The sequence below is a fragment of the Massilia sp. 2TAF26 genome, from assembly GCF_052115005.1.
In the GTDB taxonomy this organism is placed as follows: Bacteria; Pseudomonadota; Gammaproteobacteria; order Burkholderiales; family Burkholderiaceae_D; genus Telluria.
Genome location: NZ_JBFRFV010000009.1, coordinates 107,574 through 133,457 on the forward strand (window position 1 = coordinate 107,574; position 25,884 = coordinate 133,457).

Below are 25,884 nucleotides of genomic sequence, written 5' to 3' on the forward strand. Positions count from 1 at the left end.
GTTCTGCTTGCGCTGGCGAGACACTGACAAACCGGGGGGAGTGCCAAGGGCACTATCCCGCCGTCGCGGGAACGACGGCATTGTAGCGGTGCTTAGGCGCGCGTCGCGACAGCCTCGAGCTGCTGCCTGCGCTCCACCGACTTCACCACCAGCGCCCGCAAATCGTTCAGCAGTCCGAATTCGGTCTGGCTCAGGAAGACCTGGGGGAAGCGGTCGTCCCAGTCGCCGTAGATGAAGCCGACCGGTTCGCCGTGGGTGCACAGCGGGATGATCACGAAGCAGCGCGCCGAGCCGAGGGCGCCTTTCCACCAGCCGGGCAGCTTGCTGGCGAATTTCGGGTCGCGTGCGTTCTCGATGAAGATCACGCGGTCGCTGCCGAGCGAGGCGAAGAACACGTTCGGCTCGTAGGCGTCGTCGAACACCAGATTCGGCTGCAGGGTGCGGGCGCCGTCGCCGAGGCCGATCTTGGCGCTGTACTTGCCCTCGCGGCGGCTGCGCAGGAAGCCGAAGGCGCGCGTGAACGACAGGCCGTGGTAGGCGGTCTCGAGCGCTATCGACATCATCTGGCCGGGCGTCGCGCCCGCGCCGGCGTCGCGCATCTCGGCCACGCCAGCTTTCAGGATCTTGTTGCCGGCGTCGCGCATGCGGGTCGCGGCGGCGGCGCGGGCGCGCTTCTCGGGCGGGTTCGCCAGCGGCGCAATGGTCAGGTCGGCGGCCGCTTCGACCTTCGCCTGCTCGATGGCGCCGACGATGTTGTCCGGCTCGATGCCCAGCATCGGCGCGAAGCTCGAGGCCAGCTGGGCGACCTGCTCGAGCCCCTGCTCGTCGCCATGCCACAGCGACTCGGCGCACTGCGAGGACATGGTGCCCAGCGCTGCCAGCCAGTCGTCGTGGCCGAAACCGTCGCCGCGTTCGCCCGGTTCGATCCGGCGCATGCCGGCGATCAGGTTGCGCGGCAGGCCCCACTGTTCGGCGGTGGCGCGGCCGACCTGTTCGAGGGTGAGGCCGAGCTGGTCCAGCGCGGCGGCGTCTTCCGCGCCTTCGCTCGCGGCCTGCTGGAGCAGGGTCCAGCGCTCCGGCAGGTAGAAAGTCACCATCATCCGGCCCAGCGAGTGCAGGATCGAGCAGACCACCGCTTCCTCGGGGTCGCGCACGGCCGCCATGGATGCGACCTGCTGGGCCACCATCCCGGCCAGCACCGCCTTTTCCATCTCGATGTGGGCCTGCATCGAATCCGGCGTGGACTTGCTCAGCTCCTCGATCAGCTTCAGGCCCAGCGCCAGGTGGCCAATGGCTTCGGTACCCAGCACCAGCACGGCTTTCGAGACGGTGTTGATGCGCTGGCCGAATGCCGAGTACATGCCGCTGTTCGCCAGGCGCAGCACCTTCTGCGTCAGCACGGGGTCGGACAGGACGGTCTGGGTCATGGAGAAATCGCGCTCGTCTTCGCCGCGCATCGAGGCCAGGATGGCGTTGATGGCGCGCGTGAAGCCGGGCATGTCGCCGCGGCGGCGGATGCGTTCCCACAGCAGTGCGAGGGTGGCGTCCGCTTTCGGCGAGCGCTCGAGTTGGAGTGTCTGGTTCATGGTGTGCCCGCGCGCAGGTCGTCCGGCAGCAGCTCGGTGTACAGGTCTTCCTTCAGCGCGGCCAGGGCCACGTGCGCCGACATGGGTTTTCCGGTCAGGTAGCCCTGCACGTAGTCGCAGCCGCGCGACTCCACGTAGGTGAGTTGTTCTTCGGTCTCGACGCCTTCGGCCACCACCGACAGGTCGAGGTGCTTGGCCAGGTCGAGCACGGCGTTGCAGATCGCCGCATCCTTCTCGGACGCGGGCAGGTCCTTGATGAAGGCGCGGTCGATCTTCAGTACCGAAATGGGGAAGCGTTTCAGGTAGGCCAGCGAGGAGTAGCCGGTGCCGAAATCGTCGATCGCGATGCGCGCGCGGCGTTCGGCCATCTTGCCGAGGATGCTCTCGGCGTGGGCCGGATCGACCATCAGCGTACCCTCGGTGATCTCGAGCACCAGCTTGTCGCCGGGCGCGCCGGAAAAGGCGAGGGCGTCGTCCAGCACCGAGAGGAAGCGGTCGTTGCGGAACTGGCGCGGGCTGATATTGACCGAGATGTAGAGGTCGCGCTTGGCGACTTCCTCGAACTGGCGCAGCTGCACCAGGGCCGACTTCAGCGCCCAGGCGCCCAGCATGTTGATCAGGCCATTGGTCTCGGCGATCGGGATGAAGCGCACCGGCGGCACCATGCCGAGGGTCGGATGCTTCCAGCGCATCAGGGTCTCGAACCCTTCGATGCGGCGCGTGCGGCTGCTGACGATCGGCTGGTAGTACAGCATGAACTCGCCCTCGCGTACCGCCGAGAACATCGCGGCTTCGAGCGAGATGTCGTGCTGGGGCGGGCCGCTCTCGCGTGCGCTGTAGGTGACGGTGCGGGCCTTGCCGGTTTCCTTCGCGCGGCTCATCGCGCTGTCGGCCAGGGCCACCAGGCGTACCTCGTCCTCGGCGTGGTCCGGGTAGACCGAGACCCCGATCGAGGCGCCCAGGTAGACCGTGTGGCTGTCGATCTCGAACGGCGACTGCAGCGCGGCCAGCAGGCGTCCGGTGACCAGCTTGATCTGCGCTTCGTTGAAGGTGCCCGGCAGGACCGCGACGAATTCGTCGCCGCCGACGCGGGCCAGGGTGTCGGAATCGCGCAGGGTCTTGCGCAGGCGGCCGGCGGCCATGCGCAGCACGGCGTCGCCGACCGGGTGGCCGAGGCCGTCGTTGACTTTCTTGAAGCCGTCCAGGCCGATGGTGGCGACCGCAAAGCCCTGGCCGGAGCGGCGGGCGTTCGCGATCACCATGCGGATGCGGTCGGACAGCAGCAGGCGGTTCGGCAGTTCGGTGAGGGCGTCGTGGGTCGCCATGTGGCGCAGGCGCTGCTCGGTGGCGCGCTGGGACGACATGTCGCGGCCAACCGCCAGCAGATCCGGGCCGCCGTCCAGCAGGCTGACGCGCAGTTCGAACCAGGTGTCCTTTTCGCCGGCGCGCAGGCGGGCTTCGACCAGCACCGGTTCGGCGCGCGCGGTGGCGTCGACGATGGCGTTGCGCAGCGCGGGCTGGTCGGCTTCGAGCGCGAGGGAGGGCAGTGAGGTGCCGCGGAGTTCGGCGGCGCCGAGCAGGCGCAGGGTACGCCGGCTGGCATGGCGGATCAGGCCGGACGGGTCGATCCGGAACGCGATGTCGCCCGCCGCCTCCATGAGCGCATCCAGTCCGTGGGCCGTCTGCGCATGGCGCGGATCCTCGTTCGCTGCTACTGGTGAACCGGGGCGCATTATTAAAATATCTGCTTTCTTATCTTGGCCGAAACGACGGGTTCCGGTGGAGCCGCACGAGTGTACCAAACCGAAGACAATGTATCACTGAAAGATTCTCAAGAGCATTAAAAAACACAATGCGGTCGCGTGTCTGGCTCTCTCTTGAGGTCCGGCAGCTGTCGTTTCGGACAGGTCGTGCTTGCCCGGCAAAAGGCTTTAGGCTAGCCTTGTTGTCTTGTCGATAACTCGATTGCGGTGCCGGACCGCTGTATTGTCGCCGATGTAGTGCAATTAGGAAACTTTTCCTTTCCAGCCATGATGCTTATGTGCAACAACATGTGGACACCACGCAAGGAGGCGCGGCCATGAACCGATTCGATACGCACGAGGTATTCAACCAGGCGCCGCCTTTCGGCGACGTCAACCTGTTCCGCTGCGACCCCGCCCTGCGTGAAGGCCTGGAGCGAGAAGGCGCCGGCTGGGCCAGGGAGATGCTGGACGCCCTCGGCGCCACACTGGGCAGCAGCGAGGTGCTGGACCTGGGGCGGCTGGCCAACGAATTCTCGCCGCGGCTGGTGAATTTCGACCGCGCCGGCAATCGCATCGACGAGGTCGAATTCCATCCGTCCTGGCACCGCCTGATGAGCATGCTGATCGAGAACGGTACGCACTCGCTGCCGTGGGAGCCCAGCGAAGCCGGTCGGCCCGGAAGGCAGGTCGCGCGCGCCGCCGCCTACCTGCTGTTCGGCCAGGTCGAGAACGGTTCGCAATGCCCGGTGACGATGACCTATGCTTCGGTGCCGGCGCTGCGCCAGAACCCGGCAATTGCCGCGCGCTGGCTGCCGAAAATCCTGTCGCGCGAATACGATCCGCGCTCGCTCCCGGTGGAGCAGAAGCGCGGCGCCCTGATCGGCATGGGCATGACGGAAAAGCAGGGCGGCACCGACGTGCGCGCCAATACCACGCGCGCCACGCCACTCGGCCCAGGCCAGGCAAAAGCCCGCTTCGGCGAAGATGGCGAGGGCGCGTTCGCGATCGTGGGTCATAAATGGTTTTACTCGGCGCCGCAGTGCGACGCCCATCTGGTGCTGGCCCAGACGGACAGCGAGGGGGGCGCTGGCCTCAGCTGCTTCTTCGTGCCGCGCTTCCTGCCGGACGGCAGCCGCAACGCCATCCGCGTGCAGCGCCTGAAGAACAAGCTGGGCAACCGTTCGAACGCCTCGTCCGAGGTCGAGTTCTGCGACGCCGTCGGCTGGATGATCGGCCGCGAAGGCCGCGGCATCCCGACCATCCTCGAAATGGGCAGCCATACCCGGCTCGATTGCGTGCTGGGGACCGCCGGCATCATCCGCGCAGCCCTCTGCCATGCGCTGCACCATGCGCGCGGACGCAGCGCCTTCGGCCGTCCGCTGGCCGAGCAGCCGCTGATGCAGAACGTGCTGGCCGACCTGGCGCTGGAATCGGAGGCGGCGACGGCCTACGCGCTGCGCCTGTCCCGTTGTTACGACCGCCAGGACGACCCGGATGAAGTGCTGCTGGGGCGGATCCTGACCCCAGCCGGCAAATACTGGCTGTGCAAGCGCGGCCCGGCCATTGGCGCCGAGGCGATGGAAGTCATGGGCGGCAACGGCTATGTCGAGGATGGCCCGCTGGCGCGGCTGTACCGCGAATTCCCCGTGAACTCGATCTGGGAAGGCTCGGGCAACGTGATGTGCCTGGACGTGCTGCGCGCCTTCGGCAAGTCGCCCGAGGCGGGCGCCGCGCTGGCGCGCGAGCTCTCACTGGCCGCCGGACGCGACGCCCGTTTCGACGCCTGGTGCGCGGTCCTGCTCGACGAGCTGGCGGGTGGGGCGGTGTCGGAATTCGGCGCGCGCCGCCTGGCCGAGCGCCTGGTGGTCGGGGTCCAGGCCGGGCTGCTGCTGCGCCATGCGCCGGCCCAGGTGGCGGATGCCTTCGTGGCCTCGCGCATCGCCCGTGACGTCGGCGGCGCCTTCGGCCGGCTGGCGGATGGGGTCGACGCCGCCGCGATCCTGGCCCGTGCTCTGGAAATTTCTTCAACAAGATAGGGACAAATAAGCCCGCGGCTGGGATAATGCTGCTCTTTCAGCTACGAGTGCCTGACAAAACCTCCATGTCGGCGTTGCATCGGCTCGCCGTACCAGCCTACTGTCTTCGTCGGCGCGCCGGTGGGCCGTATCCCTTGCCCTGAAGGCTTTGTCAGACACTCTAGGCATGACCGCAATTAGATAGAGTTCGATAATGAAACAAGATCCGCGTTTCCCCAGCCTGTTCATCCTGAATCACCCGCTTATCCAGCATAAGCTGTCGCACATGCGCGACCGCGGCACTTCGACCCGGACCTTCCGCGAGCTGCTCAGGGAGATCACCTTGCTGATGGGCTACGAGATCACGCGCGATCTGCCGCTGACCACCCGCGAGATCGAAACCCCGCTGATGACGATCGACGCGCCCGTCATCGCCGGCAAGAAACTGGCCATCGTCCCGATCCTGCGCGCCGGCGTCGGCATGAGCGACGGCCTGCTGGAACTGGTGCCGTCCGCCCGCGTCGGCCACATCGGCGTGTTCCGCGATCCGGACACCCACCAGCCGGTGGAATACCTGGTGCGCCTGCCGGACACCAACGAGCGTACCTTCATCCTCTGCGATCCGATGGTCGCGACCGGCAATTCGGCGGTCTACGCCGTGGACGTGCTCAAGAAGCGCGGCGTGCCGGACGACCAGATCATCTTCCTGGCCCTGGTGGCCGCGCCGGAAGGCGTGGAGGTGTTCCACAAGGCCCATCCGAACGTCAAGCTCTACGTGGCCTCGCTGGACAGCCACCTGAACGAGCACGCCTACATCATTCCGGGCCTGGGCGATGCGGGCGACCGCATCTTCGGCACCAAGTAACGCGCGCAGATGAGCACGGCCCAGGGCATGAACGGTGCGGTCGACGTCGAATTCTTCGAGCGTCTGGCAGAGCTGAACGACAAGTTCGCGTCCTCCCTCCCGTTGACCCTGGGGCGCCTGTCGGTTGCGCGCAACACCTTCGACACGGTCCGGCCGCAGCCTGAGCTCATCGGCGAGCTGCACGCCGTGCTCCACACCTTGGCGGGCTCCTCCGCCACCTTCGGTTTCCGCATCCTCGGCCACCAGGCCCGCAACCTCGAGCAGCGCCTGCGGGTCTTGATGACCTTCGACGCTGTCGCGCCGGAAGACTGGCGCGCCTGGCTCTGCGAACTGGATGTGTTCGTGGCCTGGGCCCTGCGCGACCCGAAGGATGCCTATCCCAACGACGAGTCCGGCATCTGATCTTTCGACAAGAAATTTGTCTGAAAGTCGTTTGATATATGACAAACTTGTCAGGATTCGTTACTCTATATTCTGCTTACAGCCGACGTTAAATAAAGGCGCGTGAAAGTTGGTTTTAGGAATGACACGAATCGCGCTTTTTATTTTTCGAAAACCGTGTATGTTCTGGTTTATTCGGTATAATGTGGGATCGTTGGATTCGCGGTTGCAGTGCAGTTAGTCTGTCATTTGTTTCTTGCTTCTTCAAACGATCGTAAACGGGCGCAAGCCCACTTCAACTGAAATAGGAAATAGTAATGGCAACTGGCATCGTTAAATGGTTCAATGACTCCAAGGGCTTCGGCTTCATCACCCCGGACGAAGGCGGCGAAGATCTGTTCGCTCACTTCTCGGCGATCCAATCCCAAGGCTTCAAGTCGCTGCAAGAGAATCAGCGTGTTTCGTTCGACGTGACCTCGGGTCCGAAGGGCAAGCAAGCATCGAACATCCAGCCGCTGTAATCGTCACGATTACTCGCTGAATGTCAGCAAAAAATCCTCGGCATGTCCGGGGATTTTTTTTGCCTGCGACATTCATTTTTGCGGGAAATGTTCTTTAACTTCCAAGCTTGTTCCGCCAATACTCCGGCTGAGAATAGGCGTGCCGCAGGAAGTCGACGAAGCTGCGGATGCGCAGCGGCAGGTGGCGCCGCTGGGCGAATACCGCATAAATATCGTTGCCCGGCGCAGCGTATTGTTCCAGCACCGGCACCAGCCTTCCCGCCGCGATTTCCGGCCCCACTTCCCACATCGAACGCCATGCCAGGCCGCGCCCGGCGAGCGCCCAGTCGTGCAGCACGGCGCCGTCGTTGCAAACCATATTCCCACCCACCTTTAGGGTCACGATGCGGCCGTCTTCCTGGAAGGTCCAGCCGCGCTGGCTGCCTTCGCTGCTGATCGCCAGGCAGTTGTGGCGCGCGAGTTCGTCCAGCGTTTGCGGTGTGCCGTGGCGCTTCAGGTAGGCGGGCGCGGCCACTACCACGCGGTGGTTGTCGGCCAGTTTCACCCCCACCAGGCTGGAATCGGACAGGGCGGCGATGCGGATCGCCACGTCCACGCCTTCGCCGATGACGTCGACCACACGGTCGTTCAGGTTCAGGTTGAGCGTCAGGTCGCGGTGCTCGGCGAGGAAGGAAGGCACCAGCGGCGCCACGTGCTGGCGTCCAAAGCCGGCCGGGGCCGATACCAGCAGGTGGCCGGTGGCGCGCGCACTGCGCTCCGAGACGGCCGACTCGGCTTCTTCCAGCTCGGCCAGGATCCTCTGGCAATCTTCAAGGAAGGCGGCGCCCTCGTCGGTCAGCACCAGCTTGCGGGTAGTGCGCTGCATCAGCTTGACACCGAGGCGGGCCTCGAGGGCGTCGAGGCGGCGGCCGATCATGGCGGGGGCGATGCCCTCGGCGCGCGCCGCGGCGGACAGGCTGCCGCGCGCGACGACTTCGACGAAGGTGGAAATCTGGCGAAAATGACCCATGCTGACTGTGTAGGCTCCCTATCTGTGACAAAAACGCACAGATGAATATATTTTTTGTCTCGTTTAATGACGCTTGAGTGAATATACTTGACCAGATAGCAAACGCCAACCCTAGGAGAATAAGTCATGAGCATCGCCACCCCGTCCGGAATGGAGATCCGCGCCGAGATCAAACCCGGCTACGAACAGATCCTGACTTCCGAGGCGCTCGCCCTCGTCGCCAAGCTGAGCCGCGAGTTCGAGCCGCGCCGCCAGCAACTGCTGGCCGCCCGCGCCGAGCGCGCCAAGCGCCTGGATGCCGGCGAACGTCCGGACTTCTTGCCGGAAACCGCCAATATCCGTAACGGCGACTGGAAGATTGCGCCGATCCCGAAAGCGCTGGAATGCCGCCGCGTGGAGATCACCGGCCCGGTCGAGCGCAAGATGGTGATCAACGCCCTCAACTCGGGCGCGGACAGCTATATGACCGACTTCGAGGATTCGAACACCCCGAACTGGGACAACCAGATCACCGGCCAGCTGAACATGGTCGACGCCGTGCGCGGCACCATCTCGCTGGAGCAGAACGGCAAGCAGTACAAGCTGAACGAGAAGGTCGCGACCCTGGTCGTGCGTCCGCGCGGCTGGCACCTGGACGAGAAGCACGTGCTGGTGGACGGTCAGCGCGTCTCCGGCGGCATCTTCGACTTCGCCCTGTTCATGGTCCACAACGCCAAGGAGCAGCTGGCGCGCGGCGCCGGTCCCTACTTCTATCTGCCGAAGATGGAATCGCACCTGGAAGCGCGCCTGTGGAACGACATCTTCAAGATGACCCAGGACGAGCTGGGCCTGCCGCAAGGCACGATCAAGGCCACCGTGCTGATCGAGACCATCCTGGCCGCCTTCGAGATGGACGAGATCCTGTACGAACTGCGCGAGCACAGCGCCGGCCTGAACGCGGGCCGTTGGGACTACATCTTCTCCTGCATCAAGAAGTTCAAGCTGGATAAGGAGTTCTGCCTGGCCGACCGTCCGAAGGTGACGATGACCTCACCCTTCATGCGCGCCTATGCGCTGCTGCTGCTGAAGACATGCCACAAGCGCGGCGCGCCGGCGATCGGCGGCATGTCGGCCCTGATCCCGATCAAGAACGACCCGGAAAAGAACGCCATCGCAATGGGCGGCGTCATCAGCGACAAGGCGCGCGACGCCACCGACGGCTACGACGGCGGCTGGGTCGCCCACCCGGGCCTGGTCGAGCCGGCCATGACCGAGTTCAAGAAAGTGCTGGGCGACAAGCCGAACCAGATCGGCAAGCAGCGTCCGGACGTCGAAGTCACGGCCGCCCAACTGCTCGACTTCAAGCCGGAGACCCCGATCACCGAAGCAGGCCTGCGCTACAACATCAACGTCGGCATCCACTACCTGGGCGCCTGGCTGGCCGGGAATGGCTGCGTGCCGATCCACAACCTGATGGAAGACGCCGCTACCGCCGAAATCAGCCGCTCGCAAGTGTGGCAGTGGATCCGCTCGCCGAAGGGCGTGCTGGAGGACGGCCGCAAGGTCACCGCCGAGATGGTACGCGCGATGATTCCGGAAGAACTGGCCAGGGTGAAGGAAGTCGCGCCGAACGGCGACAACCCGAGCTATGCGCGGGCGGCCGAGATCTTCGAACAGATGTCGACTTCGGAGGAGTTTGCCGAGTTCCTGACCTTGCCGCTGTACGAAGAGATCTGAACGCTGTCGTGGGCACGGTGTGCCCACGCGAACATGTGCGTTATGCCGGTGTTTGCGTGGGCAGGGGAGTGCCCACCCTACGTTGTGCCAACGCTTCCCTCGCCAGAAACGCGGCCAGCTGCTCCTCATCGATCGTCCCACCTTCGAGCCGCCACAGCAGCGCCTCGATGCGATCCCCGCCCCAGAACAGCTCGCCATCGAGCCGGAATGTCGGCACCCCGAAGACACCATCGGCAATCGCGGCATCGGTCGCCGCCGCCAGCGCCTGCTTGATCTCCGGCGTCGCAGCCCGCTCCAGCAAGGCATGGCCATCGAAACCGGCCTCATCGGCCAGGCGCGCCAACACGGCCGCATCCGACACATCTTCCCCACCTTCCCAGCAGGCCGCCATCAAGGCCAGCGCCAGCCTGCGCCGCTCGAAGTCGTCGCCGATCGCCGAGCACATGCGCAGCGCCGTCAGCGGATTGAAGGGATGGCCGGGCGGTCCGGCGAAGGGCAGGCCGCGGCGGGCCGCTTCGCGCATCACGTCGCGGAACAGGTAGAGGCGCTTGGCCGGCACCTCGGCCGGCCCCAGGTTGCCATGGGCCTTCAGCAGGCCGGCGAACAGCACCGGCACGAAGCGGACCCGAACGCCGGCACCTTCGAGACGGCCGAGCGAACGTGCCGCCAGCCAGGCATAGGGGCTGATCGGGTCGAAGTAAAAGTCGGCCTGCGTCGGCGCGGCACTCATCAGAACACGTTCTTCCATTCGCGCAGGGCGGCGAAGGCGGCTACCGGCGAAGCGCCCGGCTGCAGGCGGCCGGCGGCGACCAGGCTGTCGACGATGCCGGGCTCGGTGGCGCGCAGGAAGGGATTGGTGGCTTTTTCGGCGGCGATGGTCGAGGGCACGGTCGGCAGCTTGGTGCCGCGCGCCTTGCTGTCGGCCTCGATCCGCATCTTGAGGGCGCGGTTGCCCGGCTCGACGGCCTCGGCAAAGCGCAGGTTGGACAAGGTGTATTCGTGGGCGCAATAGACGAGGGTGTCGTCGGGCAGGGCGGCGAGCTTGGCCAGCGAAGCGGCCATCTGCCCGGGCGTGCCTTCGAACAGGCGGCCGCAGCCGGCGCCGAACAGGGTGTCGCCGCAGAACAGCCAGTGCTCGCCCGCGGCATGACCTTCATCATTCCGGACGTAGGCGATGTGGCCCAGCGTATGGCCCGGCACCTCGAGCACCGACAACTCCAGCGCCAGGCCCGGCACCTGCAAGCGGTCGCCTTCGCCCAGCGGGTCGGTTACCGCGGCGATGCCGTCGTTGCGCGGGCCGTAGACCGGTACGTCATATTCTTTAAGCAATTGAGGCACGCCACCGATATGGTCAGCATGGTGATGGGTGAGTAGAATGGCGGTGAGGGTCAGGCCGTTCGCGCGCAAGGCATCGAGGATGGGCTGGCCGTCGCCCGGATCCACCGCCGCGGCGTGGACACCGTCATGGATCAGCCAGAGATAATTGTCCTTGAAGGCGGGTACGGTCAGGACTGCCAGAGTGCTCGGCGAAATCGTCATAAGCGATGAAAATGCGTGTAGAGATCCGATTCAGGAAAGGATGGCATGGATAGCGCTGCATCCGAAAAATCCATTATAGCGCTCGACCGCTGGCTGCAATCGCCGGCCGGCGCCTATGTGCGCGCCTGGGAGCAGGCCTGCCTGGACGAGCTGACGGCCGACATCTTCGGCTTCAACGCCGTCCAGATCGGCGTGCCGCAGATCGACGCGCTGGCCGCCAACCGGATGCCGAACAAGTGGCAGGCCGCGACCCGCACCTCGAGCGCCGACGAACTGGCGATTGCCGCCAGCGGCAAGCAGGTCGCGGTCGCCCTCGACTTCGCCGACCTGCCGTTCGCGTCGCAGAGCCTGGACCTGGTGGTGCTGCCGCATGTGCTCGAGTTCGCTGCAGAGCCGCACCAGGTGCTGCGCGAGGTCGAGCGGGTCTTGATTCCGGAAGGGCAATTGATCATCTGCGGCTTCAATCCGGCCAGCATGTGGGGCGTGCGCCAGGGCATGGGCCGCATTACCAGCAGCACCTACCTGCCCACCGCGGGCGAGTTCATCTCTATGCCCCGGCTGAAAGACTGGTTAAAATTGTTGAATCTCGGCGCCACCCGCAGCCATTTCGGCTGTTACGCGCCGCCATTCCGCACTTCCCAATGGCTGCATCGCTTCGCCTTCGTCGAGGGGGCAGGGCGGCGCTGGTGGCCATATCTCGGGGCCGTCTATATCGTGCACGCCATCAAGCGGGTCAAGGGCATGAACATCATCGGGCCGGCCTGGAACAAGAAGCCGGGCAAGGCGCCGAAAGCGGTGCCGGCGACCAACCGCAACGAACGCAACAACCAGAACTAAGGCAAGAGGAAAAGAACGCAGCATGACGACCAAAGTAGAGATTTTTACCGACGGGGCCTGCAAGGGAAATCCGGGCCTAGGGGGCTGGGGCGCGCTGCTCGTGGCCGGTGACCACGAAAAGGAAATCTTCGGCGGCGAGCCGAACACCACCAACAACCGCATGGAACTGCGCGCCGTGATCGAGGCGCTGGGCGTGCTGAACCGTCCCTGCCACGTGGTGCTGCATACCGACAGCCAATACGTCCAGAAGGGGATCTCGGAATGGATCCACGGCTGGAAGGCGCGCGGCTGGAAGACCTCGACCAAGGAACCGGTCAAGAACGAAGACCTGTGGAAGGCCCTCGACGCCGCCCAGCAGCAGCATGCGGTCGAATGGCGCTGGGTGCGCGGCCACAACGGCCATCCCGGCAACGAGCGCGCCGACGCCCTGGCGAACATGGGCGCGGCCTCGGTCCGGCGCTGAAGACTTGTTCCGGAAATGCTAAAATAAGCCTTTGATTTTCAACGAATTCTCTCAATAAGCGCATGCGCCAGATCGTTCTCGATACCGAAACCACCGGCCTGAATCCACGCACCGGCGACCGCATCGTCGAAGTCGGCTGCGTCGAAATCTTCAACCGCAAACTGACCGGCAGGAACCTGCACTACTACGTCAACCCCGAGCGCGACTCCGACGAGGCGGCGCTGGCGGTACACGGCCTGACCACCGAATTCCTGAGCGACAAGCCGAAGTTCCACGAAATCGCCGAGGAGTTGCGCGAGTTCGTCAAGGATGCGGAAATCATCATCCACAACGCGCCCTTCGACCTCGGCTTCCTGAACCACGAATTCGAGCGCATTGGCCTGCCGCCCTTCGTCAACCATTGCGCCAGCGTGATCGACACCCTGGTGCAAGCGAAGGAACTGCACCCGGGCAAGCGCAACTCGCTGGACGCGCTGTGCGACCGCTACGGCATCTCGAACGCCCACCGCAAGCTGCACGGCGCACTGCTGGACTCGGAACTGTTGGCCGACGTCTACCTGGCAATGACGCGCGGGCAGAACATGCTGTCGATGGACGTCGAGATCGAAGAGACCGGCGGCGGCGCGCAGCTGGAAGCCGTCCCGCTGGGCGACATCCTCGTGGTGTCGGCTGCCGAGGACGAGCTCGCCGAGCACGAGAGCGTGCTGGCCGCACTCGACAAAGGGGTGAAGGGAGAATGTGTTTGGAGAAAATATTCTCCGCAGGGGTGACAAAACGCAAAACTCCCCCTATAATGCTCGTCATTGCAGCGATGCAATCGCAGCAAAAGCAGCAAAACAGGGAGGTTAGCTCAGGGGTAGAGCACTGCATTCACACTGCAGGGGTCGCAAGTTCGAAACTTGCACTTCCCACCAGGATTCATCGGAAAGGCCGGCAGATTTGCCGGCCTTTTTGTTTCTGCGCTGCCCAGGCGCAAAGCTTGCATCACCCGTCCCCGGCGTTTATCCTCTATGCAACTTTCTAGCTGCGTAAAGCCACATGCCAGCCTTCGCATCCCGCCTCCTGTTCGCCCTTTGCCTCATTTCGAGCATCACAGGGTGCAAGACCGTTCAAGTCCTCGCCAACGCCCAGCCGGGCACCACCGCCGAAGCGGCAAGGGTCGCAGGCCGTTGGGCGGACGCGAATGGCGACATCGCCGCGGCAACCACCTGGTCGCGCAAGGTCGCGCCAGGCATATCGCCCAAGGAAGTCGAGGAAGCCTTCGCCAGCGTGGCCGCCGAAGACAATCTGCGGCCGGTAGGCGAGTTGTTCCTGTCCAGGGAGCTGGCCGTCCGCTCCGGCCAGCAGCAAAAATTCCTGAAGATTTACTCGTATTGCGATCCCTCTACCGCGCGCGCGATCGTCGATTTCAGTCCCGCCATGTCGGCCTTCCTGCCTTGCCGGATTGCGGTGGTCGAACAGGACGACGGCCTGTGGATCTACGCGATGAATATGGATGTGCTGCTCCGCCTTGGCCGCTCGATGCCGCCGGACCTGCAGCAGTCCGTGCTGCGGGTGCGCAAGACCATGCTCAAGATGCTCGATCGTGGCGCCGCGGGCGAATTTTGATTCCCGTATGTGGCGATGCAATATCGAAAGTTCTTGCGATAGTGCCAATGTGATGGTTATATGCGCATACACGCATAGATGAATACGAACACATGGACCCCGATCTCGACAACACGGAAATGGCCGAAGTATTCGAGCAGGTGTCGAACTACTTTTTCCTGCTGTCGGAGCCGACCCGCCTGAAGATCCTGCACGCGCTGTGCAATGGCGAGCGTCCGGTCGGCACCATCGTCAGCGAACTCGGCGCCACCCAGGCAAATATTTCGCGCCAGCTGAACATGCTCTACCGTGCCCGCATCCTCGGCAGGCGCAAGGAAGGCGCGCAGGTGTACTACCGCATCGAAGACCAGAACACGATCGAACTCTGCCGAACGGTGTGCACCCACATGGCCGAGAAAGTGAAGAAGAGCCGGCGCATCGACCAGGCTGCAATCGAACACTTCATGTCCACGGACGCATAAGGCGAGGGCGCGCAAGCGCCAGGCAAGGCATTGATTTAATGCGTATATGCGCATGTAGCGATATGCGCATATGACTATATGTGCAGTTGGTAATGCATCATCAACCGGAACGGAACAGAGGATGGATAAACCTGTACGCAGATTTGGCCGTGTCGTGAAGGCGCCCGAGAATTTCCTCGACCGGGAGCTGATCGACGAGATCAACACCCAGGGACTGGACGAGCAGCGGCGAGGCTTCCTGCGCCGTAGCTTCCTGGCGGCCAGCGCCGCCATGGCCGCCGGCGGCGCGCTCGGCCAGGAACGCCCGGCCGTGAGCGGCGATGGCGATCCGCACATCCTGAGCTTGCCGGAACATTCGCGCACGCTCGGCCGGCCGGTCGCGGCCATGCCCTATGGCCTGCCTTCAAGGTACGAAGCCAACCTGCAGCGCCGCGAATCGCCCGGCCTGACCCGCGTCTCGGCGGCCTCGGTCGCGTTCACGCCGCTGCAGGGCCTGTTCGGCATCATCACGCCTTCCGGCCTGCACTTCGAGCGCCACCACCAGGGCTGGCACGACATCGATCCGACCGGGCACCGCCTGATGATCAACGGCCTGGTGCGCAATCCCAAGGTCTACACGATGGACGACCTGATGCGCATGCCCTCGGTCTCGCGCATCCACTTCATCGAATGCGGCGCGAACACGGCCATGGAGTGGGGCAACGTGGCGGTGCCGTCGGTGCAGTACTCGCACGGCATGCTGAGCTGCAGCGAGTTCACCGGCGTGCCGCTGTCGGTCCTGCTGGAAGATTGCGGCTACGACAAGCGGACCGCCCGTGTCGTCCTGGCCGAAGGCGCGGACGGCTCGTCGATGACGCGCACCATCCCGCTCGACCGCGCGCTCGACGACGTGATCGTCGCCTGGGGCATGAACGGCGAGATGCTGCGCCCGGAGAACGGCTATCCGCTGCGCCTGGTGGTGCCGGGCATCCAGGGCGTGTCCTGGGTCAAGTGGCTGCGCCGCATCGAGGTCGGGGACCAGCCCTACGCCACCAAGGACGAGGCGATCCACTACATGGACGCGATGCCGGACGGGAGCTATCGCCAGTACACCTCGATCCAGGAGTGCAAGTCGGTGATCACCACGCCGTCCGCCGGCCAGCGCCTGCTCGGCACGGGCTTCTACAACGTCACCGGCCTGGCCTGGTCCGGCCGCGGCAAGGTCAGGCGCGTCGACGTGTCGGTGGACGGCGGCCGCAACTGGCGCACCGCGCGCCTGGAGACGCCGGTGCTGAGCAAGGCCCTGACGCGCTTCAACATCGACTGGGAATGGAACGGCGCGCCCGCCGTGCTGCAGTCGCGCGCAATCGACGACACCGGCTATGTCCAGCCGAAGATCAACGAGCTGCGCGCGGTGCGCGGCACGCGCTCCATCTATCACAACAATGCCATCCAGTCGTGGCAGGTGGCGGCATCGGGGGAGGTGGCGAATGTCCAGGTTTATTAAGACCGCTGCCGCGATCGCGGTGGCCGGCGCTGCTGTCGTTGCCGCTGCCGCCATCGCAGGCCCGCTGACCGGCCTCGGACGCACCGCCACGCCGAAGGAGATCGCGGCCTGGGACATCGACGTCCGCCCCGACTTCAAGGGCCTGCCCAAGGGTTCGGGCAGTGTGTCCGCCGGCCAGGCGGTCTGGGAAGGCAAGTGCGCTTCCTGCCACGGCACCTTCGGCGAATCGAACGAGGTGTTCACGCCGCTGGTCGGCGGCACGACGGCGGAAGACGGCAGGAGCGGCCGGGTCGCCGCCCTGGTCAACGGCCGCCAGCCGCAGAAGACCACCTTGATGAAAGTGGCGACCGTGTCGACGCTGTGGGACTACATCAACCGCGCCATGCCGTGGAACGCGCCGAAGTCGCTCACCACCGACGAGGTGTACGCCGTCACCGCCTATCTGCTGAACATGGGCGAGATCGTACCCGACGATTTCGTGCTGTCCGATGCGACGATCGCCCAGGCCCAGCAGCGCATGCCGAACCGGAACGGGATGACCACCAATCACGGCATGTGGGACATCAAGGGCAAGCCCGACGTGCACAGCGTGGCCTGCATGAAGAACTGCCCGGCCGATCCGGCCCCGCGTTCGACACTGCCGGAAGCATCGCGCAACGCCCACGGCAACCTGGCCCTGCAGACGCGTGCCTTCGGCGCCACCCGCGGCGTTGATACCACGCGGCCGGCGCCGGCCAGGCTGGGCGAGGGCACCGCGGCGCCGGTCGTGGCCATGGCCAGCACCGCATCCACGGCGCCGCCGGCGGCATTCCAGGCCAATGCCTGCCTGGCCTGCCATGGCGTCGACAGCAAGGTAGTGGGGCCCAGCTTCATGTCGGTGCGCGCCAAATACAAGGACGATCCCGGCGCATCCGTGCGCCTGGTGGAGAAGATCAGGAACGGCAGCACCGGCAGCTGGGGCCCGATCCCGATGCCGGCCCAGGACCACGTGAAGGACGAGGACCTGAAGGTCCTGGTGGGGTGGATCCTCGCCCCGCAATGAAGCTGTAGCAAGTTCAACTTGGAGATGGAGCACATATGAAACATGCAGTTCTCGGCATCGCCCTGTCGCTCGCCTGTGCGGGCGCCATGGCGGCCGATCACCAGGTCAGGATGCTCAACACCGGCAAGGACGGCAGCATGGTGTTCGAACCCGGCTTCCTGCGCGTCGCCAAGGGCGATACCGTCAAGTTCGTGAAGGTCGACCCCTCGCACAACAGCGCCTCGGTGCTGGTGCCGGCCGGCGCCACGCCGTGGAAGGGCAGGCCGGACGAAGAGATCTCGGTGAAGCTCGACCAGGAAGGGGTGTACCTTTACGTGTGCGATCCGCACAAGATCATGGGCATGGCCGGCGTCATCCAGGTCGGCAAGCCGGTCAACCTGGCCGAGGCCAAGGGCCAGGCCGAGACCCTGTCGAAGTCCTTCGTCATGAACAAGGATCGCCTCGCCGGCTACATGGCGCAGGTGAAGTGACACTCAACAAACGGAGAACCGTATGAATCAACAGCGACGCAACATCATGCGCATCACCTCGGTGCTGGGGGCCGCCTTTGCCGCCGGCCTGCTCAAGCCCGCCGACGTCTTCGCGGCGGAATGGAGCCAGAAGGTATTCGACGCCAAGAGCCTGGAGGCGGCGGTCAAGGAGCTCGGCGGCGACAAGTTCACCGTCAGCCAGGACGTGACCATCACCGGTCCGGACATCGCCGAGAACGGCGCCGTGGTGCCGGTGTCGATTTCCAGCCGCGCGCCGAACACGGACTTCATGGCCATCCTGGTCGAGAAGAATCCGAGCGCCATGTCGGCCAGCTTCAATTTCCCCGCCGGTACCGAGCCGGCCGTGACCACCCGGGTCAAGATGGGCGCGACTTCCAACGTCCATGCCCTGGTGCGCGCCGACGGCAAATGGCTGGTCGCCAGCAAGGAAATCAAGGTCACCCTCGGCGGCTGCGGCGGCTGAGCTCCCGGCAGGACATGGCAGGACATAGAGAAAGGAAGAGAACATGGCAGACCCAATGCGTATTCGCGCCAGTATCACCGGCGACACGGCCGAAGTGAAGGTCCTCATGCGGCACGACATGGAGACCGGGCAGCGCAAGGACGCGGGCGGCAAGACGATCCCCGCGCATTTCATCAAGACCCTCGTGGCCAAGGTCAACGACAAGGTGGTGCTGGATGCGAACTTCGGCCCTTCGGTGTCGAAGGATCCCTTCCTGTCCTTCAAGGTCAAGGGCGCCGCCAAGGGCGACAAGGTCAGCGTGACCTGGGTCGACACCGCCGGCGACACCCGCACCGATGAAAGCACCATCAGCTAAAAACAGGTGAGCGCGGCGCAGACTGCGCAGGCCATACCAGGAGGAGAGAGGCATGAGGATCCTACGTTTCGTTTGCGTCGCCTTGCCGCTGCAGGCAGTGTGCGCGCTGGCGCTGGCGCAATCGTCGGCCACCGACGAGATCGCAAAGTACCGGCAGATGCTCGCCGACGGCAATCCCGCCGAGCTGTGGGAGATGCGCGGCGAGGAGCTGTGGAAGAAAAAGGCGGGACCGAACAAGGTCTCGCTCGAGCAGTGCGACTTCGGCAAGGGGCCGGGCATGCTGAAGGGGGCCTATGCCGAGCTGCCGCGCTACTTCAAGGACGTGGGCAAGGTGATGGACCTCGAGCAGCGGCTGGTGTACTGCCGCATGACCCTGCAGGGACTGAGCCTGGCCGAGGCCACCAGGGTGCCTTTCGGCTCGACCGGCAAGCAGTCGGACATCGAGGCCCTGGTCGCCTACATCACCTCCGAGTCGCGCGGCGTCCCCATGGCCGTGTCGACGAATCATCCGATGGAGAAGCAGGCCTACGAGGCCGGCAGGCAGCTGTTCTTCTACCGCGGCGGCGCCCACGACTTCGCCTGCGCCACCTGCCATTCGACCACCGGCCAGCGCATCCGCCTGCAGGAGCTGCCGAACATCCTGGATAAAGCCAATGCCCAGGCGGCCTATACGACCTGGCCGGCCTACCGCGTCTCGCAGGGAGAAGTACGCACCATGCAGCACCGGTTGTACGACTGCTTCCGCCAGCAGCGCTTCCCGGAACCCCTGTATGCATCGGATGCGATCACCGCGATCACGATGTTCCTGGCGAAGAACGCGAACGGCGGCGTCTACGCCGGCCCGGCACTGAAACGATAGGAGGGCAGCATGAGCATCTTCGCAAGAACCCTGGGCGCGCTGGCCGGCGCCGCTGTTGTGGCGGGCTGCGCCACCGTTGCCGCCGGGTCCGATGCCGGACAGAGCGCGCTGGCGCTGCTGAAGCAGGACTTCCGTTCGAAAGGCCCGGCCACGCTCGAACGCGTGACCGAGCGCGACGAAGCCCAGCAGCTGTGCAGCCAGTATCCGCAGGAGCGCCCGGCCGAGGTGGCGACCCGCATCGAGTCTGCCCAGCAGAAGACCATCCGCCCGCCGGCCGACGGCAACTACCTCGGCAGCTGGCAGGAAGGCGAGAAGATCGCCCAGAACGGTCGCGGCATGCAGTCGTCGGATGCGATCGGCGGCATCAACGGCGGCAACTGCTACGCCTGCCACCAGATCACGAAGCAGGAGATCTCCTTCGGTAACATCGGGCCGAGCCTTTACCAGTACGGCAAGCTGCGCGGGAACAGCGAGGAGATCGTCAAGTACACCTGGGGCAAGATCTACAACGCCCAGGCCTATACCGCCTGCTCGAACATGCCGCGCTTCGGCCACAACGGCATCCTGAGCGAGGCGCAGATCAAGGACGTGGTGGCCTTGCTGCTCGACCCGGCGTCGCCGGTGAACCAATGAAGTCAGGGTCGGAGGAAGATCGATGGGTATGAATCGACGCGAATTCGCGCAACTGCTGGGGATCGCCGCGGCCGGCGGCATGCTGCTCGATGCGAAGTCCGCGCTCGCGGCCCCGCGGCCGGACGCGCTGTACGAGCTGCCGCGCTTCGGCAATGTGCACTTCCTGCATTTCACGGATTGCCATGCCCAGCTGATGCCGGTTTATTTTCGCGAACCGAGCGTGAACATCGGCCTCGGCCAAGCGGCCGGGCGCATGCCCCACCTGGTCGGCGAAGCGCTGCTGAAGGAGGTCCGCATGCCTGCGCGCTCGGCGCAGGCGCACGCCTTCACGGCGCTCGACTTCGAGCAGGCGGCGCGCAGCTACGGCAAGGTCGGCGGCTTCGCGCACCTGGCGACACTGGTGAAGAAGATGCGCGCCGGGCGACCCGGTGCGCTGCTGCTCGACGGCGGCGACACCTGGCAGGGCTCCGCCACCGCGCTCTGGACCAAGGGGCAGGACATGGTCGACGCCTGCCTGCAGCTGGGCGTGGACGTCATGACCGCGCACTGGGAGATGACCCTGGGCGACAAGCGGGTGCAGGAAATCGTCGGCAAGGACTTCAAGGGCAAGGTCGACTTCGTGGCGCAGAACGTCAAGACCAACGACTTCGGCGACCCGGTGTTCGACCCCTATGTGGTCAAGGAGATGAACGGGGTGCCGGTGGCGATCATCGGCCAGGCCTTTCCCTACACGCCGATCGCCAATCCGCGCTACATGGTGCCCGACTGGAGCTTCGGCATCCAGGAAGAGAACATGCAGAAGATGGTCGACGAGGCGCGCGCCAAGGGTGCGAAGCTGGTGGTGGTCCTGTCGCACAACGGCATGGACGTCGACATCAAGATGGCGTCGCGGGTGCGCGGCATCGACGCCATCATGGGCGGGCACACGCACGACGGCGTGCCGGTGCCGGTGGTCGTGGCCAACGGCGGCGGCAAGACCCTGGTGACGAATGCCGGCAGCAACGGCAAGTTCCTCGGGGTACTCGACTTCGACGTGCGCGACGGCCAGGTGCGCGGCTTCCAGTACCGCCTGCTGCCGGTATTCTCGAACTTCCTGCCGCCCGACCGCGACATGGCCGCGCTGGTGAAGAAGGTCCGTGCGCCGTATGAAGCCCAGCTGAACGAGAAGCTGGCGCTGACCGAGGGCACCTTGTACCGGCGCGGGAACTTCAACGGCACTTTCGACCAGCTGATCGTCGACGCGCTGATGGAAGTGAAGGGCGCCGACCTGGCCTTTTCTCCGGGCTTTCGCTGGGGCACCACGCTGCTGCCCGACAGTCCGATCCTGATGGAGCACCTGATGGACCAGACCGCGACCACCTATTCCTACAGCACCCTGACCGAGATGAGCGGCGCGACCATCAAGACCGTGCTCGAGGACGTGGCCGACAACCTGTTCAATCCCGATCCCTACTACCAGCAGGGCGGCGACATGGTGCGGGTGGGCGGGATGAGCTATGCGATCGACCCGGCGGCGCCGATGGGCTCGCGCATCCGCGACATGCGCCTGAACGGCAAGCCGGTCGAGGCGGGCAAGACCTACAAGGTGGCCGGCTGGGCGCCGGTGGCCGAGGGCGCCTCGGGCGAGCCGGTGTGGAACGTGGTGGCGCAGTGGCTCAGGTCGAAGAAGACGGTCTCGCCGCGCAAGCTGAATACGCCGCGCCTGGTGGGCCTGCAGGGCAATCCCGGCATCATGGCCTAGCCGCCGTGCGAGGGTTCACGATGGCGGCGACGATCAGGGTGGCAACGGCGCTGGCATGCGCCGTGCTGACGTGCGTCGCCCATGCGGAGCCCGCACGGGCCACGCTGCCGGCGGCAGACGATCTTGCCAGCGACGGCCGCACGGCCCTGCGGCGCGGCGTGCCGCTGGTGATCCTGTTCTCGCTGCCGGGCTGCGCCTACTGCGAAGTGGTGCGCCGTCATTACCTGCTGCCGCTGGCGCGCGAAGGCGCGGCCGGCGAGCGGCCGCTGGTGCGCGAAGCCGACCTGTCGTCGGCCGCGCCGTTGCGCGGTTTCGACGGCGAAGCCGGTTCCGGCAGCGCCCTGGGCAAGCGCTACGGCATCCGCGTGGCGCCCAGCGTGCTGGTGCTGGATGGACGCGGGCGGCAGCTGGCGCCGGTGCTCGAAGGCGGCGACGTCGCCGGCATGTACGGCGCCTACCTCGACGACACGCTGGCCACGGCGCGCCGCGCGCTGGCGGAAAAACGGTGAACGAACATCTTGACATCGCGCCGGTGCGCGGGAGGAGTGGGGAATGCGCTTGTTTCAGATGATGTCGGCGTGGCTGCGTCGCGCATGGCTGCTGCCGCTGGTACTGATCGGCCTGGTCCGGAGCGCCGCGGCTGCGCCGCCCCAGCCGCCGGTACTCACGCCAATCAAGGTCAGTGCGCACGCCTGGTTCTTCCACGGCCAGCCGGGCGTGGCGGGCAGCGACAACAAGGGCTTCATGTCGAATGCCGGTTTCGTCGTCACCGGCGACGGCGTGCTCGTGTTCGACGCGCTCGGCACCCCGGCCCTGGGCGAGGCGATGGTGAAGGCGATCCGCGGCGTCACCTCGCAGCCGATCCGGCGCGTGATCGTCAGTCACTACCACGCCGACCACTTCTATGGGCTGCAAGCCTTCAAGGCCGCCGGCGCCGAGATCTGGGCGCACCAGAACGGCCGCGCCTACCTGGCCTCGGATACGGCGGCCCTGCGGCTGGCCCAGCGCAAGGAAGCGCTCAAGCCCTGGGTCGACGAACGCACCCGCCTGCTGCCGGCCGACCGCTGGCTGAGCTTCGCCGACGGCAGGCCGATCGCCTTCGAGATGGGCGGGCTCCACTTCAGGATCATCGATGCCGGCGGCGCACACGCGCCGGACGACATCATGCTCAGCGTCATTGAGGACAGGCTGCTGTTCGCCGGCGACCTGTTCTTCACCGGCCGGCTGCCCTTCGTCGGCGATGCCGACAGCCGCATCTGGCTGGCGGCGCTGGACCGCATGCTGGCGCTGGCGCCGGCGGTCGTGGTGCCGGGGCATGGCGAGGTCTCGCACGACCCGCGCAAGGATCTCGACCTGACCCGCTCCTACCTGCTATTCCTGCGCAAGACCATGGGCGAGGCGGTGGCCGACCTGAACTCCTTCGACGAAGCCTACGCAAAAGTCGACTGGAGCGCCTACGCGGGTTATCCTGCATTCGAGCAGGCCAACCGGCTCAATGCCTATGGCACCTTCCTCCTGATGGAGAAGGAAAGCCTGGAACCGAACCCGAAACCGTCGCCACAACGTTGAGGAGCATCCCATGAAGCTATTCCGAGCAATCGCCGCGGTGCTGTGCCTGGCCGTCGTCGCAGCCGCCGTCGGCGCCGCCGGCGGACGCGAAGAGAAGGTCGTCTATCACATCAACGATTCGTCGACGGCGATGGCGGCGATGGGGAATATCCGCAACCACCTGAACGCCAGCCCGAAGGCGCAGATCGTCGTGGTGGCCCATGGCCCGGGCATCGACTTCCTGCTCGAGGAGGCCAAGGACAAGAACGGCAATCCCTACGATGCCGTGGTCCAGGAACTGTCGAACCGCAACGTCAAATTCAGGGTGTGCAACAACACCCTGGAGGCGCGCAAGATCGATCGCAAGCGCGTCATGCCGGAAGCGACCATCGTGCCTTCGGGCGTGGCGGAAGTGGCGCGCCTGCAGTACCAGGAAGGCTATGCCTATCTGAAGCCCTGAGGGAATTCCAGCGCGAGCCGCAGGGCGTGATCATCTCGGTCCAGGTCGAAGACGTCGATGCCGCATACGCCACGCTCGCTGGGTGCGCGATCGTTTAGAATAGCTCGATGACGAAAGCCAGCCGATCGAAGAACGCCATCCCCGGGGAAGAGGAAGAAGGCACCCGCGACAAGATCCTCAACGTCGCGCTCCAGGAATTCTCCAGGCGCGGCCTGAGCGGCGCCCGCATCGACGCCATCGCGGCCGAAAGCGGGATCAACAAGGGCATGATCTACTACTACTTCGGTAGCAAGGAGGATCTGTATGTCGCCGCGCTGGAAGAGAGTTATCGCCGCTTCCGCCAGATCGAGGGCGACTTCCATCTCGAGAGCCTGCCGCCGGTGGACGCCTTGCGCGCACTGGTCGGCGCCAGCTTCGATGTCCATGCCGCGCATCCCGAATTCATCCGCATGGTGATGAGCGAGAACATCAACCACGGCGAGTACATCCGCAAGATTCCGGAACTGCGTGCGATCAACCGTTCGGCGATCACGGTGCTGGAAAGCCTGTGCCGGCGCGGCATCGCCGATGGCGTGTTTCGCGCCGACGTCGATCCGGTCGACCTGCACATGACGATCAGCGCGCTGTCCTTCTATAACGTGTCGAACCGTCATACCTTCAGCTTCATTTTCGACCGCGACCTCGGTGCGCCCGAGGTGCATGCGGCGCGGCGCGCGTCCGTGATCGACACGGTCCTGCGCGCCGTAAGGGCTTAGCCGGTCAGAAGGCGAGCTTCAGCTGGGTGCCGACCGCGAGCGCATTCCGGGTCGAGCGGTAGCTGAAGGCGCCGGGTTGCACGACGTACTGGACGTCGGCCCGCACACCAAGCCAGGGCCGCGGCTGCACACCGTAGCTCAGTTCCACCACGGATTCGCCGGCCGGCGGCGCGGCATAGCCGCCGTCATCGAGGTTCGAGAGGGCCGCTACCTCGCGCAGTCGAGGATTGACCTGCGCATGCACCAGGCCCAGCGCCACCGTATCCGTATCCCGGCCGGCAAAGGTGCCGGTCTTGACCAGGCCGGCCGCAACCCAGCGCGTGATCTGGGCCGAGGCCCGCGGGTTCGCCGTGAACTGGCCGAACACCGACAGCCCGCGGCCGCCATGACCGTCGCGCAGGATCATCTGGTCCGCCAGCAGGTACACGCCGTAGCGTCCGTTCACCGTGCCCGCTTCGCCCTGCCGCTTCGCGTCCGCCGTATCGTAGAAGACGCCGAGCTTGTAATGGCCGGGCAGTGCATCGCCGTGCGGCGCGCTGCCGGGTGCATATTCCAGCTCCAGCGGCAGCATCACGCCGGCCGTGCCGGCGGCGAAAGGCCGGAAGGCGTTCCGCCTGTCGCCGAGGCGCGGATTGTCCTGGAACAGGCCGGTGCGGAACAGCAGCTCCGGGCCCAAGCTGTAGCGGACGGCCGCCCCCCAGCGCGCATTCGGATAGTTGTACCAGCCGCTATTGCCCGACAGAGAAAGCGGGTGGGCGCAGAAGGCCGCATTCACCAGCTGGCAGCCGATCGCCATGCCGCCGAGGTCATTGCCCATTGCGAAGTAACCGAGGCGCAGGTTCAGCCGGTCCCCAAGCAGGTTTTGCTCATAGCTGGCCTCGCTCAGGCGGGTGTAGGGACCGCCGTAGACTTCCTGGACCGGCAGCCGGTTGCCGATGTAATCGGCGGACACGCCCGCGCCGCGCCGGTCGTTGATGGTGAGGTGGAGCGTGGCGCCGGACCAGCCGGCAAGACGGCCCATGTCGACATCGGCGCCGAGGCGCAGCTGCTGGGCATAGGTGCTCCCGCGCTTCAGGCCGCCACTCACGTTGGCGAAGGTCTCGGAGACATAATCGCCCCGGAAGTTCACGCCGGCGTCAAGATACCGGGCGCGCGCGCCGCCCCAGTCCCCGGTCAGGGTGGATTCGTCGGCAGCCGACGCCATCGGAGAAAGCGCTGCCATGGCCAGCAGGGTGGCGCAGGAGGCCGGACGCCAGATGTGCAGGCGCCGAAATTCATGAATGAGTTGCATCAGTTACCTCGATA

The 25,884-nt window shown here is 65.4% G+C and carries 28 protein-coding genes and 1 tRNA gene; 23 read left to right on the forward strand and 6 right to left on the reverse strand.

The features are described from left to right. Positions 1 to 92 precede the first annotated feature (92 nt). Both AB4Z32_RS11950 and AB4Z32_RS11955 read right to left on the reverse strand, forming a co-directional pair. Positions 93 to 1,586, reverse strand: a complete 1,494-nt coding sequence (locus tag AB4Z32_RS11950; RefSeq protein WP_442122064.1) for an HDOD domain-containing protein — start codon at positions 1,584 to 1,586, stop codon at positions 93 to 95. Continuing rightward, a complete protein-coding gene (locus tag AB4Z32_RS11955) occupies positions 1,583 to 3,319 on the reverse strand; it encodes a putative bifunctional diguanylate cyclase/phosphodiesterase (protein WP_442122065.1) in 1,737 nt (578 codons plus the stop codon). The genes AB4Z32_RS11950 and AB4Z32_RS11955 overlap by 4 nt, the downstream gene beginning before the upstream one ends. A 347-nt stretch (positions 3,320 to 3,666) precedes the next feature. On the opposite strand from AB4Z32_RS11955, the gene AB4Z32_RS11960 reads away from it, so the two are divergent. From AB4Z32_RS11960 to AB4Z32_RS11975, 4 genes are all read left to right on the forward strand, one after another. Then, complete coding sequence (locus AB4Z32_RS11960; RefSeq protein ID WP_442122066.1) at positions 3,667 to 5,367, forward strand: isovaleryl-CoA dehydrogenase; 1,701 nt, start codon at positions 3,667 to 3,669, stop codon at positions 5,365 to 5,367. A 193-nt stretch (positions 5,368 to 5,560) separates the two neighbouring features. After that, entirely contained in the window at positions 5,561 to 6,211 is a 651-nt protein-coding gene (gene upp, locus AB4Z32_RS11965) for a uracil phosphoribosyltransferase (RefSeq protein ID WP_442122067.1), read from the forward strand. Positions 6,212 to 6,220: 9 nt separating this feature from the next. Further along, positions 6,221 to 6,613, forward strand: coding sequence for an Hpt domain-containing protein (locus tag AB4Z32_RS11970; RefSeq protein WP_442122068.1), 393 nt, complete (start codon positions 6,221 to 6,223; stop codon positions 6,611 to 6,613). Positions 6,614 to 6,909: 296 nt separating this feature from the next. Further along, positions 6,910 to 7,113: a cold-shock protein gene (locus AB4Z32_RS11975; protein WP_036166698.1), complete on the forward strand. Its 204-nt coding sequence runs from the start codon at positions 6,910 to 6,912 to the stop codon at positions 7,111 to 7,113. A 94-nt stretch (positions 7,114 to 7,207) separates the two neighbouring features. On the opposite strand, the gene AB4Z32_RS11980 is transcribed toward AB4Z32_RS11975, so the two are convergent. Continuing rightward, complete coding sequence (locus AB4Z32_RS11980) at positions 7,208 to 8,122, reverse strand: LysR family transcriptional regulator (RefSeq protein WP_442122069.1); 915 nt, start codon at positions 8,120 to 8,122, stop codon at positions 7,208 to 7,210. Positions 8,123 to 8,248: 126 nt separating this feature from the next. Between AB4Z32_RS11980 and aceB the strand changes: the two genes are divergently transcribed. Next, on the forward strand, positions 8,249 to 9,838 hold the full coding sequence (gene aceB / locus AB4Z32_RS11985) for a malate synthase A (RefSeq protein ID WP_442122070.1): 1,590 nt from the start codon (positions 8,249 to 8,251) through the stop codon (positions 9,836 to 9,838). A gap of 40 nt (positions 9,839 to 9,878) precedes the next feature. Here aceB and AB4Z32_RS11990 read toward each other — a convergent pair whose 3' ends face one another. Together AB4Z32_RS11990 and gloB are read right to left on the reverse strand one after the other, a co-directional pair. Next, complete coding sequence (locus AB4Z32_RS11990) at positions 9,879 to 10,586, reverse strand: 2-hydroxychromene-2-carboxylate isomerase (RefSeq protein WP_442122071.1); 708 nt, start codon at positions 10,584 to 10,586, stop codon at positions 9,879 to 9,881. Beyond that, complete coding sequence (gloB, locus tag AB4Z32_RS11995) at positions 10,568 to 11,377, reverse strand: hydroxyacylglutathione hydrolase (RefSeq protein WP_442122072.1); 810 nt, start codon at positions 11,375 to 11,377, stop codon at positions 10,568 to 10,570. Before gloB ends, AB4Z32_RS11990 begins: the two co-directional genes overlap by 19 nt. A 45-nt stretch (positions 11,378 to 11,422) precedes the next feature. Here gloB and AB4Z32_RS12000 point away from each other — a divergent pair, with 45 nt between their 5' ends. From AB4Z32_RS12000 to AB4Z32_RS12085, 18 genes are all read left to right on the forward strand, one after another. Then, on the forward strand, positions 11,423 to 12,214 hold the full coding sequence (locus AB4Z32_RS12000) for a class I SAM-dependent methyltransferase (protein WP_442122073.1): 792 nt from the start codon (positions 11,423 to 11,425) through the stop codon (positions 12,212 to 12,214). A 22-nt stretch (positions 12,215 to 12,236) separates the two neighbouring features. Next, positions 12,237 to 12,677: a ribonuclease HI gene (gene rnhA / locus AB4Z32_RS12005; protein ID WP_442122074.1), complete on the forward strand. Its 441-nt coding sequence runs from the start codon at positions 12,237 to 12,239 to the stop codon at positions 12,675 to 12,677. Positions 12,678 to 12,739: 62 nt separating this feature from the next. Then, complete coding sequence (gene dnaQ, locus AB4Z32_RS12010; RefSeq protein ID WP_442122075.1) at positions 12,740 to 13,447, forward strand: DNA polymerase III subunit epsilon; 708 nt, start codon at positions 12,740 to 12,742, stop codon at positions 13,445 to 13,447. A gap of 69 nt (positions 13,448 to 13,516) precedes the next feature. Next, a tRNA-Val gene (locus AB4Z32_RS12015) sits at positions 13,517 to 13,591 on the forward strand. A gap of 124 nt (positions 13,592 to 13,715) precedes the next feature. Next, on the forward strand, positions 13,716 to 14,285 hold the full coding sequence (locus AB4Z32_RS12020; RefSeq protein ID WP_442122076.1) for a DUF302 domain-containing protein: 570 nt from the start codon (positions 13,716 to 13,718) through the stop codon (positions 14,283 to 14,285). 92 nt (positions 14,286 to 14,377) lie between these two features. Next, positions 14,378 to 14,746, forward strand: a complete 369-nt coding sequence (locus tag AB4Z32_RS12025) for an ArsR/SmtB family transcription factor (protein WP_442122077.1) — start codon at positions 14,378 to 14,380, stop codon at positions 14,744 to 14,746. Positions 14,747 to 14,867: 121 nt separating this feature from the next. Beyond that, the gene (gene soxC / locus AB4Z32_RS12030) at positions 14,868 to 16,232 is read left to right on the forward strand and encodes a sulfite dehydrogenase (RefSeq protein WP_442122078.1); all 1,365 of its coding nucleotides are present in this window, start codon (positions 14,868 to 14,870) and stop codon (positions 16,230 to 16,232) included. Continuing rightward, positions 16,216 to 17,274 carry a c-type cytochrome gene (locus AB4Z32_RS12035; protein ID WP_442122079.1) on the forward strand — a complete coding sequence of 353 codons (1,059 nt, stop codon included), beginning with the start codon at positions 16,216 to 16,218 and terminating at the stop codon, positions 17,272 to 17,274. The genes soxC and AB4Z32_RS12035 overlap by 17 nt, the downstream gene beginning before the upstream one ends. A 35-nt stretch (positions 17,275 to 17,309) precedes the next feature. After that, positions 17,310 to 17,744, forward strand: coding sequence for a pseudoazurin (locus tag AB4Z32_RS12040; RefSeq protein ID WP_442122080.1), 435 nt, complete (start codon positions 17,310 to 17,312; stop codon positions 17,742 to 17,744). A 22-nt stretch (positions 17,745 to 17,766) separates the two neighbouring features. After that, on the forward strand, positions 17,767 to 18,228 hold the full coding sequence (soxY, locus tag AB4Z32_RS12045; RefSeq protein WP_442122081.1) for a thiosulfate oxidation carrier protein SoxY: 462 nt from the start codon (positions 17,767 to 17,769) through the stop codon (positions 18,226 to 18,228). A 43-nt stretch (positions 18,229 to 18,271) separates the two neighbouring features. Further along, a complete protein-coding gene (gene soxZ / locus AB4Z32_RS12050; RefSeq protein WP_442122082.1) occupies positions 18,272 to 18,583 on the forward strand; it encodes a thiosulfate oxidation carrier complex protein SoxZ in 312 nt (103 codons plus the stop codon). A 52-nt stretch (positions 18,584 to 18,635) separates the two neighbouring features. Further along, on the forward strand, positions 18,636 to 19,442 hold the full coding sequence (gene soxA, locus AB4Z32_RS12055) for a sulfur oxidation c-type cytochrome SoxA (RefSeq protein ID WP_442122083.1): 807 nt from the start codon (positions 18,636 to 18,638) through the stop codon (positions 19,440 to 19,442). A gap of 9 nt (positions 19,443 to 19,451) precedes the next feature. Continuing rightward, complete coding sequence (gene soxX / locus AB4Z32_RS12060) at positions 19,452 to 20,075, forward strand: sulfur oxidation c-type cytochrome SoxX (protein ID WP_442122084.1); 624 nt, start codon at positions 19,452 to 19,454, stop codon at positions 20,073 to 20,075. A gap of 28 nt (positions 20,076 to 20,103) precedes the next feature. Next, the gene (soxB, locus tag AB4Z32_RS12065; protein WP_442122154.1) at positions 20,104 to 21,816 is read left to right on the forward strand and encodes a thiosulfohydrolase SoxB; all 1,713 of its coding nucleotides are present in this window, start codon (positions 20,104 to 20,106) and stop codon (positions 21,814 to 21,816) included. Between the two features lie 20 nt (positions 21,817 to 21,836). Next, positions 21,837 to 22,325 carry a thioredoxin family protein gene (locus tag AB4Z32_RS12070; RefSeq protein WP_442122085.1) on the forward strand — a complete coding sequence of 163 codons (489 nt, stop codon included), beginning with the start codon at positions 21,837 to 21,839 and terminating at the stop codon, positions 22,323 to 22,325. 43 nt (positions 22,326 to 22,368) lie between these two features. Further along, positions 22,369 to 23,385 (forward strand): MBL fold metallo-hydrolase, encoded by a 1,017-nt coding sequence (locus AB4Z32_RS12075; RefSeq protein ID WP_442122086.1) that lies wholly within the window; start codon positions 22,369 to 22,371, stop codon positions 23,383 to 23,385. A gap of 10 nt (positions 23,386 to 23,395) precedes the next feature. Next, entirely contained in the window at positions 23,396 to 23,824 is a 429-nt protein-coding gene (locus tag AB4Z32_RS12080) for a DsrE family protein (protein WP_442122087.1), read from the forward strand. A 107-nt stretch (positions 23,825 to 23,931) separates the two neighbouring features. Beyond that, positions 23,932 to 24,579 carry a TetR/AcrR family transcriptional regulator gene (locus tag AB4Z32_RS12085; RefSeq protein ID WP_442122088.1) on the forward strand — a complete coding sequence of 216 codons (648 nt, stop codon included), beginning with the start codon at positions 23,932 to 23,934 and terminating at the stop codon, positions 24,577 to 24,579. A gap of 4 nt (positions 24,580 to 24,583) precedes the next feature. Here AB4Z32_RS12085 and AB4Z32_RS12090 read toward each other — a convergent pair whose 3' ends face one another. Continuing rightward, positions 24,584 to 25,870: a carbohydrate porin gene (locus AB4Z32_RS12090; protein ID WP_442122089.1), complete on the reverse strand. Its 1,287-nt coding sequence runs from the start codon at positions 25,868 to 25,870 to the stop codon at positions 24,584 to 24,586. Between the last annotated feature and the right edge of the window lie 14 nt (positions 25,871 to 25,884).

Bases quoted from the DNA above. Each gene is read 5' to 3' on its own strand.
- AB4Z32_RS11990 (WP_442122071.1), bottom strand. From the start codon at position 10,586: ATGGAAGAACGTGTTCTGATGAGTGCCGCGCCGACGCAGGCCGACTTT.
- soxB (WP_442122154.1), top strand. From the start codon at position 20,104: ATGAATCGACGCGAATTCGCGCAACTGCTGGGGATCGCCGCGGCCGGC.
- AB4Z32_RS12025 (WP_442122077.1), top strand. From the start codon at position 14,378: ATGGACCCCGATCTCGACAACACGGAAATGGCCGAAGTATTCGAGCAG.
- AB4Z32_RS11955 (WP_442122065.1), bottom strand. From the start codon at position 3,319: ATGCGCCCCGGTTCACCAGTAGCAGCGAACGAGGATCCGCGCCATGCG.
- upp (WP_442122067.1), top strand. From the start codon at position 5,561: ATGAAACAAGATCCGCGTTTCCCCAGCCTGTTCATCCTGAATCACCCG.
- AB4Z32_RS11950 (WP_442122064.1), bottom strand. From the start codon at position 1,586: ATGAACCAGACACTCCAACTCGAGCGCTCGCCGAAAGCGGACGCCACC.
- AB4Z32_RS11975 (WP_036166698.1), top strand. From the start codon at position 6,910: ATGGCAACTGGCATCGTTAAATGGTTCAATGACTCCAAGGGCTTCGGC.
- soxX (WP_442122084.1), top strand. From the start codon at position 19,452: ATGAGCATCTTCGCAAGAACCCTGGGCGCGCTGGCCGGCGCCGCTGTT.
- AB4Z32_RS11980 (WP_442122069.1), bottom strand. From the start codon at position 8,122: ATGGGTCATTTTCGCCAGATTTCCACCTTCGTCGAAGTCGTCGCGCGC.
- AB4Z32_RS11960 (WP_442122066.1), top strand. From the start codon at position 3,667: ATGAACCGATTCGATACGCACGAGGTATTCAACCAGGCGCCGCCTTTC.
- AB4Z32_RS12070 (WP_442122085.1), top strand. From the start codon at position 21,837: ATGGCGGCGACGATCAGGGTGGCAACGGCGCTGGCATGCGCCGTGCTG.
- rnhA (WP_442122074.1), top strand. From the start codon at position 12,237: ATGACGACCAAAGTAGAGATTTTTACCGACGGGGCCTGCAAGGGAAAT.
- dnaQ (WP_442122075.1), top strand. From the start codon at position 12,740: ATGCGCCAGATCGTTCTCGATACCGAAACCACCGGCCTGAATCCACGC.
- AB4Z32_RS12075 (WP_442122086.1), top strand. From the start codon at position 22,369: ATGCGCTTGTTTCAGATGATGTCGGCGTGGCTGCGTCGCGCATGGCTG.
- AB4Z32_RS12080 (WP_442122087.1), top strand. From the start codon at position 23,396: ATGAAGCTATTCCGAGCAATCGCCGCGGTGCTGTGCCTGGCCGTCGTC.
- AB4Z32_RS12090 (WP_442122089.1), bottom strand. From the start codon at position 25,870: ATGCAACTCATTCATGAATTTCGGCGCCTGCACATCTGGCGTCCGGCC.
- AB4Z32_RS12035 (WP_442122079.1), top strand. From the start codon at position 16,216: ATGTCCAGGTTTATTAAGACCGCTGCCGCGATCGCGGTGGCCGGCGCT.
- soxY (WP_442122081.1), top strand. From the start codon at position 17,767: ATGAATCAACAGCGACGCAACATCATGCGCATCACCTCGGTGCTGGGG.
- AB4Z32_RS11970 (WP_442122068.1), top strand. From the start codon at position 6,221: ATGAGCACGGCCCAGGGCATGAACGGTGCGGTCGACGTCGAATTCTTC.
- soxA (WP_442122083.1), top strand. From the start codon at position 18,636: ATGAGGATCCTACGTTTCGTTTGCGTCGCCTTGCCGCTGCAGGCAGTG.
- soxZ (WP_442122082.1), top strand. From the start codon at position 18,272: ATGGCAGACCCAATGCGTATTCGCGCCAGTATCACCGGCGACACGGCC.
- soxC (WP_442122078.1), top strand. From the start codon at position 14,868: ATGGATAAACCTGTACGCAGATTTGGCCGTGTCGTGAAGGCGCCCGAG.
- AB4Z32_RS12020 (WP_442122076.1), top strand. From the start codon at position 13,716: ATGCCAGCCTTCGCATCCCGCCTCCTGTTCGCCCTTTGCCTCATTTCG.
- gloB (WP_442122072.1), bottom strand. From the start codon at position 11,377: ATGACGATTTCGCCGAGCACTCTGGCAGTCCTGACCGTACCCGCCTTC.
- AB4Z32_RS12085 (WP_442122088.1), top strand. From the start codon at position 23,932: ATGACGAAAGCCAGCCGATCGAAGAACGCCATCCCCGGGGAAGAGGAA.
- aceB (WP_442122070.1), top strand. From the start codon at position 8,249: ATGAGCATCGCCACCCCGTCCGGAATGGAGATCCGCGCCGAGATCAAA.
- AB4Z32_RS12000 (WP_442122073.1), top strand. From the start codon at position 11,423: ATGGATAGCGCTGCATCCGAAAAATCCATTATAGCGCTCGACCGCTGG.
- AB4Z32_RS12040 (WP_442122080.1), top strand. From the start codon at position 17,310: ATGAAACATGCAGTTCTCGGCATCGCCCTGTCGCTCGCCTGTGCGGGC.